At 35.5% G+C, this 19,810-nt stretch carries 10 protein-coding genes; 8 read left to right on the top strand and 2 right to left on the bottom strand.

Annotation, left to right across the window (positions count from 1 at the left end; translation table 11 throughout):
- Positions 1-202: 202 nt before the first annotated feature.
- The 4 genes from AC51AA_RS07405 (at position 203) to AC51AA_RS07390 (ending at position 7,870) form a co-directional block, all read left to right on the top strand.
- The gene (locus AC51AA_RS07405) at positions 203-1,279 is read left to right on the top strand and encodes a FecR family protein (RefSeq protein WP_500705265.1); all 1,077 of its coding nucleotides are present in this window, start codon (positions 203-205) and stop codon (positions 1,277-1,279) included.
- Between the two features lie 199 nt (positions 1,280-1,478).
- Entirely contained in the window at positions 1,479-4,952 is a 3,474-nt protein-coding gene (locus AC51AA_RS07400; RefSeq protein WP_500705263.1) for a TonB-dependent receptor, read from the top strand.
- Between the two features lie 28 nt (positions 4,953-4,980).
- Positions 4,981-6,747: a RagB/SusD family nutrient uptake outer membrane protein gene (locus tag AC51AA_RS07395; RefSeq protein WP_500705261.1), complete on the top strand. Its 1,767-nt coding sequence runs from the start codon at positions 4,981-4,983 to the stop codon at positions 6,745-6,747.
- Between the two features lie 292 nt (positions 6,748-7,039).
- Entirely contained in the window at positions 7,040-7,870 is an 831-nt protein-coding gene (locus AC51AA_RS07390) for a glycoside hydrolase family 16 protein (protein WP_500705259.1), read from the top strand.
- Between the two features lie 136 nt (positions 7,871-8,006).
- Here AC51AA_RS07390 and AC51AA_RS07385 read toward each other — a convergent pair whose 3' ends face one another.
- Both AC51AA_RS07385 and AC51AA_RS07380 read right to left on the bottom strand, forming a co-directional pair.
- Positions 8,007-12,059 (bottom strand): T9SS type B sorting domain-containing protein, encoded by a 4,053-nt coding sequence (locus AC51AA_RS07385; protein ID WP_500705257.1) that lies wholly within the window; start codon positions 12,057-12,059, stop codon positions 8,007-8,009.
- Between the two features lie 576 nt (positions 12,060-12,635).
- Positions 12,636-13,892, bottom strand: coding sequence for an OmpA family protein (locus AC51AA_RS07380; RefSeq protein WP_500705255.1), 1,257 nt, complete (start codon positions 13,890-13,892; stop codon positions 12,636-12,638).
- Positions 13,893-14,679: 787 nt separating this feature from the next.
- Here AC51AA_RS07380 and AC51AA_RS07375 point away from each other — a divergent pair.
- From AC51AA_RS07375 to AC51AA_RS07360, 4 genes are all read left to right on the top strand, one after another.
- On the top strand, positions 14,680-16,434 hold the full coding sequence (locus AC51AA_RS07375) for a sensor histidine kinase (RefSeq protein WP_500705253.1): 1,755 nt from the start codon (positions 14,680-14,682) through the stop codon (positions 16,432-16,434).
- 88 nt (positions 16,435-16,522) lie between these two features.
- The gene (locus AC51AA_RS07370) at positions 16,523-17,176 is read left to right on the top strand and encodes a response regulator transcription factor (protein ID WP_500705251.1); all 654 of its coding nucleotides are present in this window, start codon (positions 16,523-16,525) and stop codon (positions 17,174-17,176) included.
- Positions 17,177-17,828: 652 nt separating this feature from the next.
- On the top strand, positions 17,829-18,224 hold the full coding sequence (locus tag AC51AA_RS07365) for a hypothetical protein (protein WP_500705249.1): 396 nt from the start codon (positions 17,829-17,831) through the stop codon (positions 18,222-18,224).
- 50 nt (positions 18,225-18,274) lie between these two features.
- Positions 18,275-19,789 carry a PAS domain-containing sensor histidine kinase gene (locus tag AC51AA_RS07360; protein WP_500705247.1) on the top strand — a complete coding sequence of 505 codons (1,515 nt, stop codon included), beginning with the start codon at positions 18,275-18,277 and terminating at the stop codon, positions 19,787-19,789.
- The last annotated feature ends 21 nt before the right edge of the window (positions 19,790-19,810 follow it).

Below are 19,810 nucleotides of genomic sequence, written 5' to 3'. Positions count from 1 at the left end.
TAACAAGGGTTTCTTTTTTTGCATGTCTCAAAATGAGGCCTTAATTTCTATGATAGATCGTAAAATAAACAAATTAATTTAGGTTGATTGCTGTTGATTATGAGCTAGTTAAATATTTGTTAAAAAAAACTTCAATTTCAATGGTTACTTTTTAAAGAAATCATTACTTCTAATTAAATAGGGATTATTCGCTACTATTAAAATGAAACAAAACTACAATACGATACAAGATTTTTTAGACGACGATTCATTTGTTCAATGGGTTCTCTTTGGGGAAAATAGCTTCTTATGGGAGCAATTTTTAATGGATTATCCAATGAAAGCTGGTTTGATGGATGAAGCCTATCAACTTATTTTGGAAATTAATAAAATTGAGGGTAAGCAGGTAGTGGAGTTAGATCAAGAACTGGTTTGGAACAGGATCTCTAAAAATATTTCTATGGATGAGGTAGTCGAAAAACCTACCAGAAGCTTGTGGAGGAAATCGGTTTTCAGATGGGTGGCAAGTATTATTGTTATGTTGGGAATAGGTTCAATAGTATGGAATAATCAAGGTAAAGGAGATGTTAGCTATGAAGATTTGGTTGCATCAATTGGGGATAAAAGTGCTTTTATAGAGCGAATAAATCTAAATGAAGAACCTCTAAAAGTGGTTTTGGAAGATGGTAGTGTCATTACGTTGGAAAAAAATAGCAAATTGAGTTTTCCTGTACATTTTGACAAAAACAAAAGAACGGTCATTTTGAGCGGAGAAGCCTTTTTTGAGATTGCTAAAAATCCAAATAAACCTTTTTATGTTTATGCCAATGAGATTGTGACCAAGGTTTTGGGAACCAGTTTTAGAATTCAGGCTTTTGATAAAGAGAAAAAAGTCCTTGTGAAAGTAAGAACAGGAAAGGTCTCAGTGTATAATCAGCGGAGTGTAAACCTTTCGGATCCAGAAACCAACGGCATCGTTTTAATGCCTAACCAGCAGGCTACCTATAGCAGAGGCGATAAAAATCTAAGCAAGAGCCTCGTGCAGTCGCCCGTACCATTACTAGATAGATTGCCAGTTGAATTTGACGAAGTAGCGATAAGTGAAGTTTTTGAAGTGATTGAAAAACGCTATGGTGTCAAAATAATTTATAACGAAGAGGTTTTAGCAGATTGCTATATAACAACACGATTAGTAGATAAATCACTGTACAATGAACTGGATCTTATTTGTGGGATTATTGGAGGAACTTATAAAGAAGTGGATGCTCAAATAGTGATCGAAGCCCCAGGATGTAATTAAACCAATTTTAAATAAACAAATTTTTAACTAAACCAATTTTTAACCAAACCACTTAAATATGAAAAGAGAAAAACCATTGTAAAGAGAGGAGCAAAAAAAAGGAAAAGATGCTACAACATCTTTCCCCTTAAAGAATCACTATTGCTTGGCGGCAATAGATAAAATTAATTTTGTCATCAACTAACAAAAAAACAAAAGTATGTCTAAAATTTTTAGCAGCAAAAGGATTTTTAAGATAATGAAAATCACCTTCATACAGCTTGTCCTAATGGCTATAACAATCAATACGAGTTATGCCGAGAGTGTATACGAACAGGGACCATTAGGAGAGCGTGTTTCTATTTCCATAAAAAATGGAAATATTAAATCAGTACTTCAAAGTATTGAAAAACAAGTGGATGTTACTTTTTCCTATCATAAAGAAGTAGTGTCTTCCAAATTCAGTGTTAATGCGGAATTTAAAAATGAAACACTAGGAGAAGTGCTTAGAAAAATACTTGAGCCTCGAAATATTGAGTTTCAAGTATTGCGAAATAATCAAATTATTTTGAATAAAAACGGTAGCTTGGGAAACGTTCAAAATACCGCAGAAGGAGCGGTAATGGAGATCGAAAGTGACCTTAGGGGTAAAGTTGTTGATGAAGGTGGTATACCCTTGATTGGTGTGAGTGTGACCAATAAAAACACTAAAAAAGGTGCCATTACAGATGCTGACGGTAACTTTTCTATTCAAGGAGATTTAGGCGATGTATTGGTTTTTTCCTATATGGGTTTCACAAATCAAGAAGAGAAAATTAGTAACAATAGTACTTTAAAGATTGTTCTAAAAGCTGAAACTCAGCTTATGCAGGAAGTAATTGTGGTAGGATACGGTACTCAGAAAAAAGTTAATCTGACAGGATCAGTGACTCAAATTGATTCAAAGATATTGAAAGATAGACCCATAACGAGATTGTCACAAGGTTTGCAAGGGGCTATTGGAGGTTTGAATATTACCAGTAGTGGCGGAGCTCCAAATGCAACACAAAAAATCAATATTCGAGGATTTACTGGACTAGGAACTTCTGGATCTCCATTGATTGTTATTGACGGAATTCAAGGAGGTGATATCAACGCAATTAATGCCAATGACGTAGAAAGTATTTCTGTAATTAAAGATGCAGCAGCGTCAGCCGTTTATGGGTCAAGCGCACCTTATGGGGTGATCTTGATTAAGACAAAACAAGGAAAAAAAGGGCAAGCAGTTTCGGTAACTTACAATAGTAATTTAACTATCGACTCACCACTAGGTGTTCCTAAAATGTTGAATTCCTTGGATTTTGCAAAAATTTATAACCAATCTGCTTTAAACGGTGGAGGATCTCCTTTTTTCAGTCAAGATGCTATTGATCGAATGAAAGCATATCAAAATGGGACTCTTGCTACTGAGACTATGGCTTCTCCAACAGGAGATTCTTGGTTAAATTGGGGAGCAGCCAATGGAAATAATGATTGGTTTAAAATTTATTTTAAAGACCATTCGATGAGTCAGCAACATAATCTAGGGATTACAGGTGCTACTGAAAACTCCAGTTATTATGTTGGTTTAGGATACAATGAGAAGGAAGGGATGTACAGATACGGTAATGATGCCTATAGACGTTACAATATTCGTACTAATTTGTCAAGTAAAGTAAACAATTGGTTAACATTCAATTTTAGAGGAGCATACTCTCAGGATAGATTAAACACCCCTAGTACATATTCAGGTAAAACCGGTGGGAATTATATGCATCAAATAGGACGTAAACACCCAAACCTTGCGCTATACACGCCTAACGGTGGTATTTCAGATGAAAGTGATATTTTATTGATGAGAGACGGGGGAAGATTTATTGAGACTAAGGACAAACCAGTATTAACAGGTGAGATTGTAACGAAATTTACCAGTAAGTGGAATGCTACAGTAAATTATACTTTTGATGGTGAGTTTAACAATCAAACGAACCACACTAAAACACTTTTCACTGCGATGCCTAGTGGTACGCTTCAGGCTATTTCTGGAACTGCTCCAAATAGTTTTAGTAGATTCTCTGCAAAGAATCAGAAGGCAATTGTCAATGCCTTTACCAATTATGACTTTGAAATTAAAAAACACAGTTTTAAACTCTTAGCAGGATATGTTCAGGAGTTAACAACGTATACTTCATTGTACGGTTATAATACTAATTTATACTCTGATAAAATACCATCGATTTCAACAACTTACGGTGCAACGCCTTCAGTTTCTGATGGCTCTTCTAAATTAGCAGTTCAAGGATATTTCGGAAGACTTAATTATTCATATGATGATAAGTATCTATTGGAAGTTACTGGACGTCGTGATGGTTCATCCCGTTTCTTAAAAGAAGTTCGTTGGAAAACCTATCCAGGTGTTTCTATTGGATGGAATGTGAATAAGGAAAATTTTTGGACGGAAGGCATATCGAATGTGGTGAACACACTTAAGTTTAGAGGATCTTATGGTTCTTTAGGTGATCAGGCTGCAGATCTTTTAGGGAACTACCCTTTCTACCCAAGTTTGGGAACGGTTGCTCCTAACTCAAGCAACTGGTTTTTTGGATCAGGAAGGCAACCTTACGTAAACACGCCAGGTCTGGTAGATCCTAGTTTAACTTGGATTACCGCAACCACAAAGAACTTTGGAGTTGATGCTACTTTTTTAAACAACAGGCTTACGGCAAATTTCGATATGTATACCAGAAAAATGTCGGATTACATAGGACCTGCACAAGAATTGCCAAGTGTATTGGGAACAGCTGCTCCTAGAACAAACAGTGCTGCTATGGAAACCAAAGGTTTTGAATTGACTTTGTCTTGGAGGGATAATATTGGAGAGTTTAAATACGGGCTTAGAGGTGTTTTAAGTGATTACACTGGGCGTGTTACTAAATTTCCAAATCCAGATAAATTAATTAACAACTGGTATGAAGGAGAGCAAATGGGGAATATATGGGGATACAAAACGGACCGTTATTTTACAGCGGATGATGATTTAGCCAATGTGAAACAGTTTAATTTATCGAATTGGAGTCCAGGAGATATCAAATATGTAGATGTAAATGGAGATGGAAAAGTAGACTGGGGTAATGATAAACTTGGTGATACAGGTGACAAAGTAATAATTGGAAACTCTACTCCAAGATATAGTTACAGTTTGTTTACTGATGCTAGTTGGAAAAATTTCGATTTCAGTTTGTTTATTCAAGGAGTTGGACAAAGAGATTACTTTACAAATAGTAATATGTTTTTTGGAGTTACCGGTAGTGAATGGCAAAGTTCTTTATTTACAGAGCATTTAGACAGATGGTCGGAAGATAATCCAAACGGTTTCTTTCCTAAGGCATACATAGGAGGAAGCGGTAACTGGAGAAATACAGAAGCGCAAACCAAGTATTTAGTGAATGCAGCTTATATGCGTATTAAAAATCTACAAATTGGGTATACGCTTCCTAAAAGCGTAATAGGTCAAGCAAGAATTGAGAAATTAAGATTTTACTTAAGTATTGACAATTTAGCCACTTTTACTAAGATGGATGATCACTCAGCATTAGATCCTGAGAATGCATTTGATGATGCTAAAGTATATCCGTTACAGAGAAGTTTTGCTATGGGAATCAATCTTACGCTGTAAAAACTAATAATTTAAAAAATAGATAATCATGAGATTAATAAAATATTTTAATGTAATGCTAGTTATTCTTTTTGTCTTTACTTCCTGTGAAGATGATGACTTTTTGGATCGTTCTCCTGAGACGAATATTAGCGACGGTGAATTCTGGAAGACAAAGAATGATTTGCAACTGTATGTAAATAATTTTTACAATAATTTCCTGCCTTCTTATCAAGGTTTTATGACCCAAGGAATTTATGGTTTAGATGCCGATGAGGGAACTGATAATATGGTGCATATATCTTTTAGCGGTACTATACTTAACGGGGAACGTATCGTTCCATCTTCTGGAGGAGGATGGGGTACTGGTGAATGGGGAAGAATTAGAAATGTGAATTATTTTCTAGCCAACTACACCAAAAGCACAGAGAGTTTTGATGTCATTAAGGAGCATGTAGGAGAAGCGTATTATTTTAGATCGCTTTTATACTTTGATTTAATGAAAAAGTTCGGGAATTTACCTTGGATAGATAAAGTAGTTACTCCAACTGATGTTGATTTGTTAAATGCACCAAGGGTTTCCAGAGGTATAATTGCGGATAATATTTTAGCAGATTTAGACAAAGCAATTCAATATTTGCCTTCAAAAAGTGGTTCAGGAAGCAATCGTGTATATAAGGAAGTAGCCATGGCTTTACAAGCTAGAATCGCTTTATATGAAGGTACCTGGGAAAAATACCATGCCGGAACTCCTTTTGGAGTGGAAGGTTCTAATGGGGATAAATATTTAGCTAAAGCTGCGGCCACATCAAAAGCGATTATTGATTCAGGTATATTTGCTTTAGATAACACTGCTTCAGGTCAAGTGAAAGGATATTGGTCACTTTTTAACCAGTCCGATTACAGTACGAGTAAAGAAATCATGTTTTGGAGAAGATATGATGTAGCGGCTAACTTTACAAATCGTTGGGCACAATACGGGGCTTTAGGTACAGGTAAGGGATTGACTAAAAGTTTGGTTGATGATTATTTATGTAAGGACGGTTTGCCTATCAGTGCAAGCCCACTTTATAAAGGAGATGAGACTTTGATAGACATTGTTACCAATAGAGATCCGAGATTAAATCAAACGGTATGTGTAAATGACGGTCAACATCCTATCACCATCAATAGACCCAATGGATTGCCTGACCAGCAGTTTTTACACCCAGCAGTAGAGGGGGCAACGGAAGATAAATGTTCCACTGGTTTTCAAAGATATAAAGGCAGTGATCCTAGCTATGCTAAGCAATTCAACGGTATGGGAGATATGGGACTTATCTTTTTCAGATATGCTGAGGTTCTGTTAACTTATGCTGAAGCAAAAGCAGAGCTTGGTACTTTAACTCAAGCGGATTTAGAAGTATCAATTAATAAATTACGTGAAAGAGTTCAAATGCCAAAATTAGTTTTAGGTATGATAGCCAATGACCCAAAATGGTCGTTTCCTACATTGTCCCCAGTACTTAACGAAATAAGAAGAGAGCGACGTATTGAATTAGCTGTAGAAGGGTTTCGTCATGACGACATCTGGAGATGGGCAGCTGCCGACGAATTGATCAGTGGAAAAAAACCGTTGGGAGCTAAGAAAGCACAATGGGAGTCAGTTCCTGGGATTTCAATTTACAATGCCAATAGTGACGGATATGTTGAACCTTATCAAAATGTTTCGTCTATGTCGGCCGGATATAAATTTAAAACGGATAGAGATTATTTGCTACCGATTCCGTTAAATCAAATGACATTGGCAGGATATAAACAAAATCCTGGTTGGTAATTTGAAACAATAGGTATTCTAAATTAGGCACTTTATAATTTAAGGTTACAAAGGAAACTATGTGAAATTTTGGATATTTATATTAAATAAGCAAGGTATAAAACGGTATGGTTTATATGATATTCTGTCTTTTCAGGATAAATATTATAAACCATACTGTTTTGTTTTTTAAATTATCCGCCACATTATTTTAATGCTTGTCGAATTCAATAGATTTCGGACTATTTTTATATTTTCGATCAATCTTAATAAAAACTCTTCTTACAAAGTGAGGAGTACAAAACTTAAACCAATGATGAATAAATTTTTACCAATTGTATGTTTGGGACTGCTTTTATTTTCTTCTTGTAAAACGGTGCATACCCCTAAGAGCGAGCAGTACATCTATTTGCAAAAAGAAGGAAGAGAAAACACGAAATGGAAACTGGTATGGGAAGATGACTTTAATGGGGCTGTTATGGACAGTACTAAATGGAGTAAAATTCCATCAGGTACAAGCGATTGGAATAGGCATATGAGTAGTAATGCTGATTGCTATGATCAGTCAGGTGGGAAATTATACTTAAAGGGTATTAAAAATCCGGATATTTCAAAGGACCCAAGGCCTTATCTTACCGGTGGGGTTTATACCAAAGGCAAATTTGCTTTTCAGTATGGTAAAATAGAAATATATGCTAAGCTAGAGTGTGCAGAGGGTGCATGGCCTGCGATGTGGATGCTAGCTGAAAAAGATAAGTATGGCAAGTATCCGAAAAATGGAGAGATTGATATTATGGAGCACCTCAATATGGATGATATTATTTATCAAACAACCCATTCGTACTATACTCTTGATTTAAAAGAAAAAACGAACCCTCCCCATGGTGGAACAGCAAAACTGAATATAGGGGAGTTCAATACATTTGGATTGGAATGGTATCCAGATAAATTGGTATTTACTTTGAATGGAGTAGAGACATTCCGATATCCACGAAAACTAGATGTAGACAGTAGCCAGTGGCCGTATGATCAACCTTTTTATGTGATGATTGATCAGCAATTGGGAGGTAGTTGGGTTGGAAAAATAAATCCAGATCAATTACCTGTGCAAATGATCATTGATTGGGTAAAAGTATATCAATAGACTTTACGCGAAGTTTGGTAGTGAAAAAAGGCATGAAAATCATTGATTTTCATGCCTTTTTTTGTAGAAAGGAAGAATCCCGTAATCGATGAAGTAATAAATTTTTTAGCAGTCTCCCAATATTTAGGGGACTATTTTAATAGCTCAAAAAGACCCAACTTGCCCTTTCATCTCCATTATCATTAGATATGAGGTAAAAATAAGTACCCGTTGGGAGCTTAGTTCCTTCTTTCCATTGGCCTTTCCATTGGTCTTCATATTTACCAGCAAAATTAAATACTTCTGAACCCCATCTATTAAAAATAAGAACCTTGCTTACATTGAAAGAAGTTAGGTCGAAAGAATCATTTATACCATCTCCATTGGGTGTAATGATATTAGGTAGACCACATAAATTATTCTTTATAACAAAGGTTTCTTCAGTATCGCAGCTGCCATTGCCGACTATAACCTTGAACTGTAGTGGTAGCATTGGTTTATCAAGTGATTTTTCAATATAGGATGTAAAATTAAAAGTTGAATTATTATCACCTACTTGATTTCCATTTTGATCAATCCATGTATAGGTCAAATCTTGGGAAGAATTAGTAGGATCTGCTTGGACTTTTATTAAATACTCATTGTCAATACAATCTTGTGTGATGGAATATGCAAAGGAATTGATCGTAACGGCCAAAGTTGTAGTCGTCGCACATTGTCCGGCATTCGGACTAAAAGTATAAGTAGCATTAGCGGTGGTGCTGATAATGGCTGGATTCCAAGTTCCTGTAATTCCGTTTGGTGATGTAGTGGCTAAAGTAGGCGCCACGGCGTTGTTGCATAAAGTTAGAGTCGTGCTAAAATTAGGTTTGATTGCCGGTGTTATGGTGACTGCTAGTGTAGCAGTTGTACCACATTGTCCGAGATTGGGCGTAAAAGTATAACTGCCGCTAGCGGTAATGCTAATACTAGCAGGACTCCAGGTTCCTGTAATTCCATTTGGTGATGTTGTGGCTAAAGCAGGTGCTGTGTCGGTGCTGCATAAAGTTAGGGTCGTTGCAAAATCAGGTGTAATGGCACGAGTGATGGTAACCACTAGTGTAGCAGTAGTGGCACACTGACCAGCATTTGCTGTAAAGGTATAAGTAGCGTCAGCTGTATTACTAATAGTAGCTGGATTCCAGGTTCCTGTAATTCCGTTTGGCGATGTTGTGGCTAAAGCAGGTGCTGTAGCACCGTTGCATAAAGTTAAGGACGTTGTGAAATCAGGTGTTGTCTCAGGAGTTATGGTAACTGCTAGTGTAGCGGTGGTAGCACATTGTCCGGGATCTGGAGTAAAAATATAAGTCCCGTTAGCTGTGGTACTAATAGAAGCTGGGTTCCAAGATCCTGTAATTCCGTTTGGCGATGTTGTACCTAAAGCAGGGGTTGTATCGCTTGAGCATAAAGTTAGGATGGTTGCAAAATCAGGCGTTGTTGCAGGAGTTATAGTAACTGCTAGTGTAGCTGTGGTAGCACATTGTCCGACATCTGGAGTGAAAGTATAACTGCCACTCGCTGTGGTACTAATAGTTGCTGGGTTCCAAGTTCCTGTAATTCCGTTTGGCGATGTTGTGCCTAAAGCAGGGGCTGTAGCACTTGAGCATAAAGTTAGGATGGTTGCAAAATCAGGTGTTGTTGCAGGAGTTATGGTAACTGCTAGTGTAGCGGTGGTAGCACATTGTCCGGCATTCGGAGTAAAGGTATAAGTGTCACTTGTAGAAGTGCTAATAGTAGCGGGACTCCAGGTACCTGTTATTCCATTAGGAGAAGTCGGTTCTAAAGTCGGTGCTGCATCAGTGCTGCATAAAGTTAAGTTCGTTGCAAAATCAGGAATTGTTTCGGGAGTGATGGTAACCGCTAGAGTAGCTGTGGTAGCACATTGTCCGACATTTGGAGTAAAAGTATAATTGCCACTTACTGTGGTATTAATAGTAGCAGGATTCCAAGTTCCCGTAATTCCGTTTGGTGATGTTGTGGCTAAAGTAGGGGCTGTATCCGTAATGCATAAAGTTAGGCTTGTTGCGAAATCGGGTATTGTTTCGGGAGTGATGGTGACCGCTAGAGTAGCAGTAGTGGCACATTGTCCCGCATTTGGAGTGAAAGTATAACTGCCATTTGATGTGGTGCTAATAGTGGCTGGATTCCAAGTTCCTGTGATTCCGTTTGGCGATGCTGCAGCTAATGCTGGGGCTGTATCCGTAATGCATAAAGTTAAGGATGTTGCAAAATCCGGCACTAATGCAGGAGTTATGGTAACCGCTAGAGTTGCAGTAGTGGCACATTGACCAGTATTTGGAGTAAAAGTATAACTACCGCTTGTAGTGGTACTAATAGTGGCGGGGTTCCAAGTTCCAATGATTCCATTGGGAGAAGTTGGCTGTAAAGCAGGAGCTGTATCGGTGCTGCATAACGTTAAGGCTGTATCAAAATCGGGTACTATTGCAGGAGTAATGGTAACTGCTAATGTAGCAGTAGTGGCGCACTCACCGGCATTTGGCGTAAAAGTATAGTTCCCACTAGTAGTGTTGTCAATAGTGGCGGGGCTCCAAGTTCCTGTGATTCCGTTTGGAGAGGTTGTGGCTAAAGTAGGCGGTGTGTCAGCGCTACATAAAGTTAGGGAGGTTGCAAAATCAGGGGTTATTACAGGAGTAATGGTGACTACTAATGTAGCAGAAGTGGCACACTGCCCTGCATTTGGAGTAAAAGTATAGTTGCCACTTGTTGTATTGTCAATAGCGGCGGGGCTCCAGCTTCCCGTGATTCCGTTTGGTGAGGTAGTGGCTAAAGTAGGCGCCGTAGCAGCTATGCATAGCGTTAGGGCCGTATCAAAATCAGGTGTTATGGGAGGCGTTATGGTGACCGCTAATGTAACCTTGGCGGCGCAAGGTCCTGGATTTGGAGTAAAAGTGTAAGTGCCGCTTGCAGTTGTACTGATCGTCGTGGGATTCCAGGTTCCTGTAATTCCGTTTGGTGATGTTGTATCTAAGGCAGGGGCCGTATCGGTACTGCATAAAGTTAAAGATGTTGGAAAATCTGGTACCATGGCAGGAGTAATGGTAACGGCAAGTGTAACTATTGTGCCACACTGACCGGCATTGGGAGTAAAAGTATAGTTACCGTTAGCTGAGGTGCTAATAGTGGCTGGGTTCCAAGTTCCTGTGATTCCATTAGGAGAAGTAAGCGCTAAAACAGGCGCTGTATCAGCACTACATAAAGTTAGGCTGGTAGGAAAATCAGTTGTTACATTTGCAGTTACGGTTAAATTGATAATATCAGTGATTTGTAATCCACAATTATTTGTAGCTGTTAAGGTAATGGGAATAGTTTGTCCTGCTGATCCTGCCGGAATAGTATAATTAGTAATGAGTGTAGTGGGGGATGAAAAACTTCCAATAGAGGCCGACCAGCTAACGGACTGTTGTCCTACGGCAGTACCGTTTAAAGTAATGGTTGATCCATCACAAGCCGTTAGAGTCGCGGGTCCAGCGTCAACGGTAAAAGGAGGTGTTGGTGCCTTGCATGCAGCATTAGTGTAAGTAGCGACTCCTTGTGGAGTAAAGTCTACAGTAGCCCCATCTTCATCCCCAGGGAGTCCATTTTGTTTTATTAGGAGAGATTTGTCATACACTACTGAATCCGAACAGCCAGTTCCAAAATTCATGGATAAGGTTCGATCATTTGGAGTACCAGTTGAATAATTGGCAAAATGACCTGTTGTTACTGTACTATTATTTTGAAAGATGATATAGATATCCTCCGATAAAGGACCAAATGGGTTTGCCACCGTAGTCATGAGATAACTTGTAACTAGAATAACGGTAGCATTGGCAGGTAATACACCACCAGTAGGCTCTAGTACTTTTCCACAACCGCCGGCATTTGTAACAAGAGTATTTAAATTATTGGTGATTACAGCGGTGAGGGTATTCTGAACCACTCCTTTCCAACTGATATTTGTATTGGGCCATGTTACGTCTAAATCGGTTGTGTTTAGAGGAGTGTCTCCCACTTTGAAGCGAACCATTTCATCGTATCCTTCAGCTGCACCACAGGCATCCACTAAAATACTTTGGATTTCAAAACATTGAGATTGAGAAAATGCCGTTGTTGTGCATAAAATTAACAGGGTCAGGTACACACGACGTAAAAGTAAAATTTTAAGATTCATACTATTAGGATTTAGTTATGATGAAATACTTTACAAATGGGGCACCTAAAATTACTGTTTTCTTTTTAATAAAATAGTAATTTGATATGTTATTTTACTTACAATTAGATGTTTATGGATAAGGTGACTAAAATTAGCGTGAAGAATTCGGTTATAGTTAAAAATGTTTTTTTGCATTTAAGATGTAAAACTGAGCTATTATTGACCAGAAATCTATTTTTTTGATATTTAAAAAGATGTGTTTTGGTTACTAGTAGACGGAAGATATTCTGAACAGTTGTAGTTTATAGAGCTAATTTTTGAAATTCAGTTTTTATGAACAAAAAAAAGAAGGATGGCAAATGCATACAAAAATGGAGTGATAATTGAATGTTTTTTTGAGTGAAATGCATAAGATAACACTTTACATCTTTAAAAGGTAGACTAATATTTCGTGTAACGAAGCTAACGGCAAAAGCCCCATCAAAAATAGTTTGATGGGGCTTTCTAATGGTAATAGTCTACCAGCTATTTATAGAAATTCAGGAAATACAACTCTCGAATCTAACTTACCATTTGGAGGACTTTGTTTCTTATTTATTTTACTCTAAAAGTTACTTTGCGAACTAATTTTCTTGCAGCCTCTGAATCTTTATCAACAGTTGTATCTTCACCAGCTGCAACAACATTTAATCTAGATGGATTAATATTTGCTTTTACCAATACATTTTTAACGCTATTGGCTCTGTTGGTAGATAATTTATTGTTCTGTGCAGAGTTCCCTATTTCATCCGCATGTCCAATGATGTCAACTGATGCATCAGGATTGTTTCTTAAATAATTTAGGATAAAATCGATACCTTCTGTTGAGACATTTGTTGGTGTAGATTTACTGAAGTCAAAGTAGGTACATACATAACCTCCGTTGATTAAGTTTTTGATCAATTCATTGTTGCTTAAAACAGGAGATTTATCCGTTTTACTTCCGTAAGTTTTTAATAAATAACTTTCTAATTCGTCAGGAACGTTGTTGTTATTTGTATCAATTGATTTTCCTTTGGTATTGACCATAACACCAGAAATTGTGTTTGGCTCTTGATCTAAATAATCAGCTACACCATCTTTATCCGTGTCTAACATAGAAGTTTCAATATCTTCTATTCTTTTTTTCAATTCATCAACTTCTCCTCCATTGGCAACAACCCAGTCAGCATGCTTTTCATTTTTACCTAGGTAAACTGTCAAACCAACTGTTCCATTAAACAGAATTCCTGAAAAACCTCTAGCCGTAGCAGCGCTTGCTGCATCAAAAGTTAGGTCTTGTTTTGTATTTAGAATCGTCGTGAAATCACCCGTTAAAACAATTCTATTGGATAATTTAATTTGTCCAGTTATACCAGCCATAAAGTTACCCATTCTGTCTTTTAAAGCAGAATTTTCATCTTCTAATTGTGCCAATCCAAAACCAGCATGACCTAATAATCCAATGGTGTTGGTCCAGGTTTCAAAGTTCATGATTCTTCCTAAGTTGGCTACAGCTTGAATGTCAGCTCTGTAATATTTAGTATCAAAATCAATAGAATTGTTTTTTCCTTGGAAGCTGTTGTATCCGAAGTCAGCTTTCAAACCAAACTTATTGTTAAACATGTATCGAACTCCTAAATCAACAACATAAGGGCTTGGAGTTGAAGTGAAATAACCAGTAGACATTGGTCGTTGTGGCTTATTGACACCACCGGCTAATTCAATAGACCATTTATTAAAATCAGTTGTTGTACTTTTTTCAGTTTTGTTTTGAGCACTTAAAGTTGTTATTGCGCTAGCAAAAACCAACGTAAGTATTAAATTTTTCATTTTATTCGTGTTTTAAAATTTTCCGCAAAAGTAGAAGGCAATTTTAGATCAAAAAAATGGGCAGTAAAATCTTTAGCGATTTTAAGACTCAGAATTATGCGATACAAAATAATTAGTAGCTTGTAAGTTGTTGATTGTTAGTTGTTTTTTTTGTCGTATGGCACTGATTAATATTTTTTAAGAATAAGCCAGAAGGAGCTAATGATGACTATTTTTTAATATTGTTGGGTTCAGTTGAAAAAGAAGAACTAACAGAAAAAGGCTTTTTGATCTTGTAAATCTCTTATTAGCACTTCAGTCTTGCTAGGTTGGGTATTTACTGCTGTAGCGGTTGGCATTTTTTGCGTAGTACAAGTTCTACATGATGTTTTTCAATGTTCTACAGTGATTTTTACTTAAAGGATCTAAGTTTGCACATTAGAATAAAAAATATGAGCAAAAACATATTCAATTATGAATTTTAATATGTAAATTGTTTCCGACATATTTATTCAATTAAAAGGACTCCCCAAATTTCTTTTAAATATTTAGTTGTCGTTATAGTTTGTATTGAATCTGCTGGGATTTTTCTAGGCAGCGGTACCAAAAACTAGTTTTTTTATATGAAGAAAAAGACGTGTCAACATTAGCGTTTTGTTTACAGTGTGAACTTAATTTCTAAAGATAATATTTATCCAAAATGTAGTACATCAATCGTGATGGCACTTCTAAAGTACCTACTTAAAAAGTTAATAAGTTGTCGATCTAATCGGAGCTTATTTTGGTATCATTTAAAATAATACGGATTTTGATAAAAGAACATTCAAAGAGTACTAATACAGTTGGTTTATTGAAACTGAAATTTAGACAAAGAAAAATAATTCACTATAGCTTGTTAGCCTGTGTTATTTTTTTGCAATTAATTGCGGTTATCATTTGGTATACTGATTCCACAAAGGATGAGCAAGCGACAAAGGCTTTGGACTCCATGCAGTCCTTGAATAAAATTTCGCATTTTACAAGTAAGATTAATGATTCATTTATTGATTCTCAAAAGAGCTTTAATAATTATACAACGAATAAGGATAAGGCTTCTCTAGAGCAGTATACTTTATCTCTGCAAGAGATAAGGACGTTAATAGATAGCCTAAGCTTTATTACAAAAGATAATAGAGACTTTATGAAGGTGTTAATGCAAAGGAATATTTCTGAGGCAAATATTATGCATTTAAAAGCGGATATTGATTCAATTATTGAAACGCAAATCAATCCCATTAAAAGTAATCCTGCTAAAGAGTTTAAACTCAATAAATTTGAATACAAGAAAATTCTAGATAGTGTTAAAACGGATTCTTACATCAAGGTAGATAGTGTATCGCGAAAGGGCTTGTTTTCTAGATTAGGTGATGCCTTTGCCGGAAGAATGGATGTGCAGAAGGAACAGTTAAATATTACTGTTACCATGAAGTATAATGATAAAGTGATTTCGGGAAGTATAGAGGATCAGATTGCCAATCTATTTTCGACTACCAATAAATACTATGAAAATGAATTTAAGAACTTAAAAAAGTCGTTTACCAGTTTAAGTGATCAGGATGCAAAGTTAACAGAACTTAATAATAGGTTATTGGAATTAGAAGGTGTAGTGATGCCGGGTTACAATAAATCGTTGAATGTGCTTCAAGAAGGTATTCAGAAAAAGTTGCAGGATCAATATCAATCCAATAAGTTAGTTAGAAATTATTCTATAGTAATTTTGATTGTCTTGATGTTGATTATTTCATTGGTTCTTCTGAGTTTTACCAAAATAGCTTTTGAGTATGAAAAGAAATTAACTGCTGCCCAGGATCAAATTAGACAAAGCTTGAATTTTAAAAATAGAATTATGGGAATGATCAGTCATGAGATTAGATCGCCTTTAAGTATCATTTCTATTTACAGTAAAATGATAAGTTCTTCGATAAAAGATAATGAAATAAAGGAAACGTTTAACTCTATTGAATTTACAACAAACTCATTGCTTCTTTTAGCAAATCAAATATTAGAATATTCCAAGGATGAGAATTATAAACCCGCATTAAAAAACAGTGCATTTAACTTAAAGAGTGAAATAGATCAAATTATTTCGTCGATGAGTTCGTTGGTAGAGAGCAAAGGAAATAAGATGGAGGTTAAGTCCAATATGCTTGAGGAATATCAGGTTTTTTCAGATCCCATCAAAATTCATCAGCTTTTTTACAACCTCATTGGTAATGCTAGTAAGTTTACTAAAAATGGGCTGATCTTAATTACGTTAAATGTGGAAAAGAGCTTAGATCGGAAATTAAATTTAAAAGTTGAAATTAAAGATAATGGAGTGGGTATTTCACAGAATGATTTGAATAATATATTTGAACTGTATTATCAAGGTGCAGTTTCGGGTAAAGTGAATGATTTAGGAGTAGGTTTAGGACTGAATCTCTGTAAAGAAATTGTTGAGTTGTTTGGTGGAGAAATTGATGTCCAAAGCCAAGAAAGAAAAGGAACAAAGGTGGTATTTAATTTAGTATTAAGTTTAGTTTAATAGGAAAATGAGAATCTGTAGATGTTGTATTTGCAATTCAAAAAAGGAAGTAAGTTAGATGGAGTTTTACAAAAATAAATTTACACAGATGGAAAAGAAATCGTCCTCAGGTAACTATAGTTTTCTAATTGCAGATGATCATAGTGTGGTAAGACAAGGTGTCTCTCTAATTGTAAAAGAGTTATTTTTAAATGCTAAGATTTATAAAGCAGGAAATTTTAAAGACACTTTTAATATCTTAAAAGAAGTAGAAGTAGACTTGTTAATTTTGGATGTGAATTTTCCTGATGGAAATAGCTTGAATATTATATCCGAAATAAAAGCCATTAGACCCAATATTAAAATATTGATTTTTTCGGCTTATGATGAAAATATTTATGCGATGCGGTATTTGAATGCCGGAGCTGCTGGGTATTTAAATAAGGAAACTTCTGAAGATGAAATGAAATATGCAATCAATACGATGATTTCTACAGGAAAGTATATTAGCCAGAATATAAAGGACAAAATTTTGGATTCCTATATGTCAAAAAAGCCAACCAATCCCTTAGATTTATTGTCTAATAGGGAGATAGAAGTAGCACAATTATTGATAAAAGGCTACGGGAATTTGGAGATATTGGAATTATTGAAGATAAAGAAAACTACAGTTAGTACCTATAAAAATAGAATTTTTGAAAAATTAGAAATAGACAATTTAGCGGATTTAATTAAGTTTTTTCAGCTGTACTTTGATGAGTAACAGTGCTGTATTTAGGAGTGTTACTTGAAACTCCATTAGACACTTTTATTGGAATAATAACAAAACAGAAACCAGGGATTTATCACCTGGTTTTTTGCTTTTAATTCAATAGTAAGTTGCTACATTTTTTTGTAGAAACAATTCTACAAAGGCCCGTCACTTATACTATAAACTATTGATTTTATTGGGGGTATTTTTGTATTGTCTGAAATCATTAGCATAAAAGATTGCCCGAAACAATCTGCTTTTTCAGCGCGATTGAAACATTTTTTTTTATTTTTTGATTTTGTTGTTGTTGTAGCAGACGGCTTTAATTTGTGTTTTTGGATTGATGCAAAGTGGGTCAAAGTTTTTTGAAAACAAGCCGTCTGACCAACAAAATGCTAATACTGTACTTTAGAAATATCGAGTTGACCTAAGTTGAATAAGAAGTGATAAAGGAGAGAGAATGTTTGGGAGATTTAGCGAGAGAATGTTTGGAAGATTGACCTTAAGCTATATTATTTTTTACAAAAAAAACGCAATGAAATTTCTCCTTTTATCCAATTGATGAGGATGCCTTCTAGTCAGTGTGAAGCGTTGGATGACTTTAATTTTTGAGCCTCAGTGAGTGTAGAGAATAGAATTTGATTCAAAATGTAATGGAGAGAGGATGAAAAAAAGAGCACTGCTGTATGGCAATCAGAAAAGCTTTTCAAAATTTCTGAAATATAAATTTCAGGACGTTTTGATTTTTGATGTTTGTAGGGATTTTAAAAACATCAATACACAATTAAACGACTACTCTGTAATCGTGTATGTTATTTATATCGAAGAAGACTTAGTTGATTTTTTTAAATTGTACGGAAAGCAAACCCCTCTTATCGTTTGTGTTTTTAATAAAAGAGTTTTAGATGTTTTAATTGATTTAGATGATCTGTTTTTATTGGATACTTCAATGATTCGATCAGAAATGTTTAACCAGTTGGGCTTTTATATAAAAGAAAGTATACTCAATATACCGTTAGGGCAAGCAGTAGTATATAAACCTTTAAATAATAAGTGTTAATGGGATCAAATAGGGAGCTTGGAATTAATGTATGTTATTAAATTATAAATATGGAAGTGGATTTTTATAGAAACCAAAAGAATAAAACGGTTAATGACTTAAAGTCTAAGTTATTCAATGAAATTCAAGATGCACTTTTTGTTTTAACCATTTCAGAAGATAATGATTATGATATGCCATTTATAAATGCCTCTGCATATCAATTATTTGAAATTTTAGTAGATGATGTTTTTTCCAATACCATACTTTCTGTGTACGATCGAATACACCAGGAAGATAAAAAATCAGTGAAACGGTCTTTGATAGATTCCATAAAAAAAGGGAAGAAATGGAATGCTGTTTTCCGAGTGCAATTGCCTTTAAAAGGACTGCGTTGGTTTAAGATGTCGTCAAAAAGAGAATCCAATAGTGATCAAAGTGTTGCCTTTTACGGAAGGATTGAAGATATAACTGATGTAAAGACACAGGAGTTGAAACTTAAAGTAGCGGAAGAGTCCTTTAAATTTGCTTTAGAAACTTCTGATTCTGGCGCCTGGGATTGGGACTTGAAAGCCAATACTGTTTTTTATTCTCCACAATCTTTAAAAATATTAGAACTAGAATCTCTTGAGGGGCTTGATAGTCCAGAAAGTTGGAATGAAATTGTGCATCCTGATGATTTGGGGGCCTATTACACGGCTATTTGTGATCATTACGATAATAAAAGGGCATATTTCGAAAATTTTCATCGTGTATTAACTACCGATAAGAAATACAAATGGATCCTTAATAGGGGTAAAGTTATTGAACGTGATGCTAGTGGTAAGCCATTAAAGGTTATTGGAACCCATACAGATGTTTCGGCTCAAAAAGGAAAAGAGTTGGAGTTAATGAAAAAGATGGAGGCATACAATGAAAAAAATAATAGGTTATTGAATTTTTCTCATATCGCCTCTCATAATTTGAATTCACATGCTGGGAACTTCAAATTACTGCTAGATATGATTGACTTAGAGGAAAATTTTGCTCAAAAGCGTGAGACGATGAAGTACTTGCGTACTGTTTCTAACGATTTGAACCGAACAATTGAAGATTTATCTCAAATAGTTAATATTCATAATAACACTGATATTGTAGTTGAACCGTTGAATTTAAGTACCTATCTAAGTAGAGTGCTCAATATTGTTAGTGCCTATAGTCATCGTAACAATGCCACCATTGTAAACAATATTCCCGCTGATGCTACAATCAATTTTAACCCTGCCTATCTTGAAAGTGTTTTGCAAAATTTATGTACAAATGCAATCAAGTATGCCAAACCTAATGAATTCTTAATCATTGAATTCAATTTTTTTCTCGAAAGCGGGAAAAAAGTATTGACTATAAAGGATAATGGTTTGGGAATAGATCTCGAAAAATACGGGCATCTTTTATTTGGAATGTATAAGACATTTCATAAACATGAGAAAGCCAATGGTATTGGCCTATATATTACAAAAAACCAGATCGAGTCTATGAATGGATCAGTTACAGTTGAGAGTCAGGTAGGTAAAGGGACTACTTTTAAAATAATTTTTAATGATTGAGTCTTTGTTAGTAGTTACTAC

The organism is Flavobacterium sp. OHVDL-2026-0007 (assembly GCF_059882335.1).
The sequence above is the reverse complement of the archived record's forward strand: the minus strand, read 5'-3'. Positions and strand labels throughout refer to the sequence as shown.

Coding starts and splice junctions, on each gene's coding strand:
- AC51AA_RS07405 (WP_500705265.1), top strand. CDS start 203: ATGAAACAAAACTACAATACGATACAAGATTTTTTAGACGACGATTCA.
- AC51AA_RS07400 (WP_500705263.1), top strand. CDS start 1,479: ATGTCTAAAATTTTTAGCAGCAAAAGGATTTTTAAGATAATGAAAATC.
- AC51AA_RS07395 (WP_500705261.1), top strand. CDS start 4,981: ATGAGATTAATAAAATATTTTAATGTAATGCTAGTTATTCTTTTTGTC.
- AC51AA_RS07390 (WP_500705259.1), top strand. CDS start 7,040: ATGATGAATAAATTTTTACCAATTGTATGTTTGGGACTGCTTTTATTT.
- AC51AA_RS07385 (WP_500705257.1), bottom strand. CDS start 12,059: ATGAATCTTAAAATTTTACTTTTACGTCGTGTGTACCTGACCCTGTTA.
- AC51AA_RS07380 (WP_500705255.1), bottom strand. CDS start 13,892: ATGAAAAATTTAATACTTACGTTGGTTTTTGCTAGCGCAATAACAACT.
- AC51AA_RS07370 (WP_500705251.1), top strand. CDS start 16,523: ATGGAAAAGAAATCGTCCTCAGGTAACTATAGTTTTCTAATTGCAGAT.
- AC51AA_RS07365 (WP_500705249.1), top strand. CDS start 17,829: ATGAAAAAAAGAGCACTGCTGTATGGCAATCAGAAAAGCTTTTCAAAA.
- AC51AA_RS07360 (WP_500705247.1), top strand. CDS start 18,275: ATGGAAGTGGATTTTTATAGAAACCAAAAGAATAAAACGGTTAATGAC.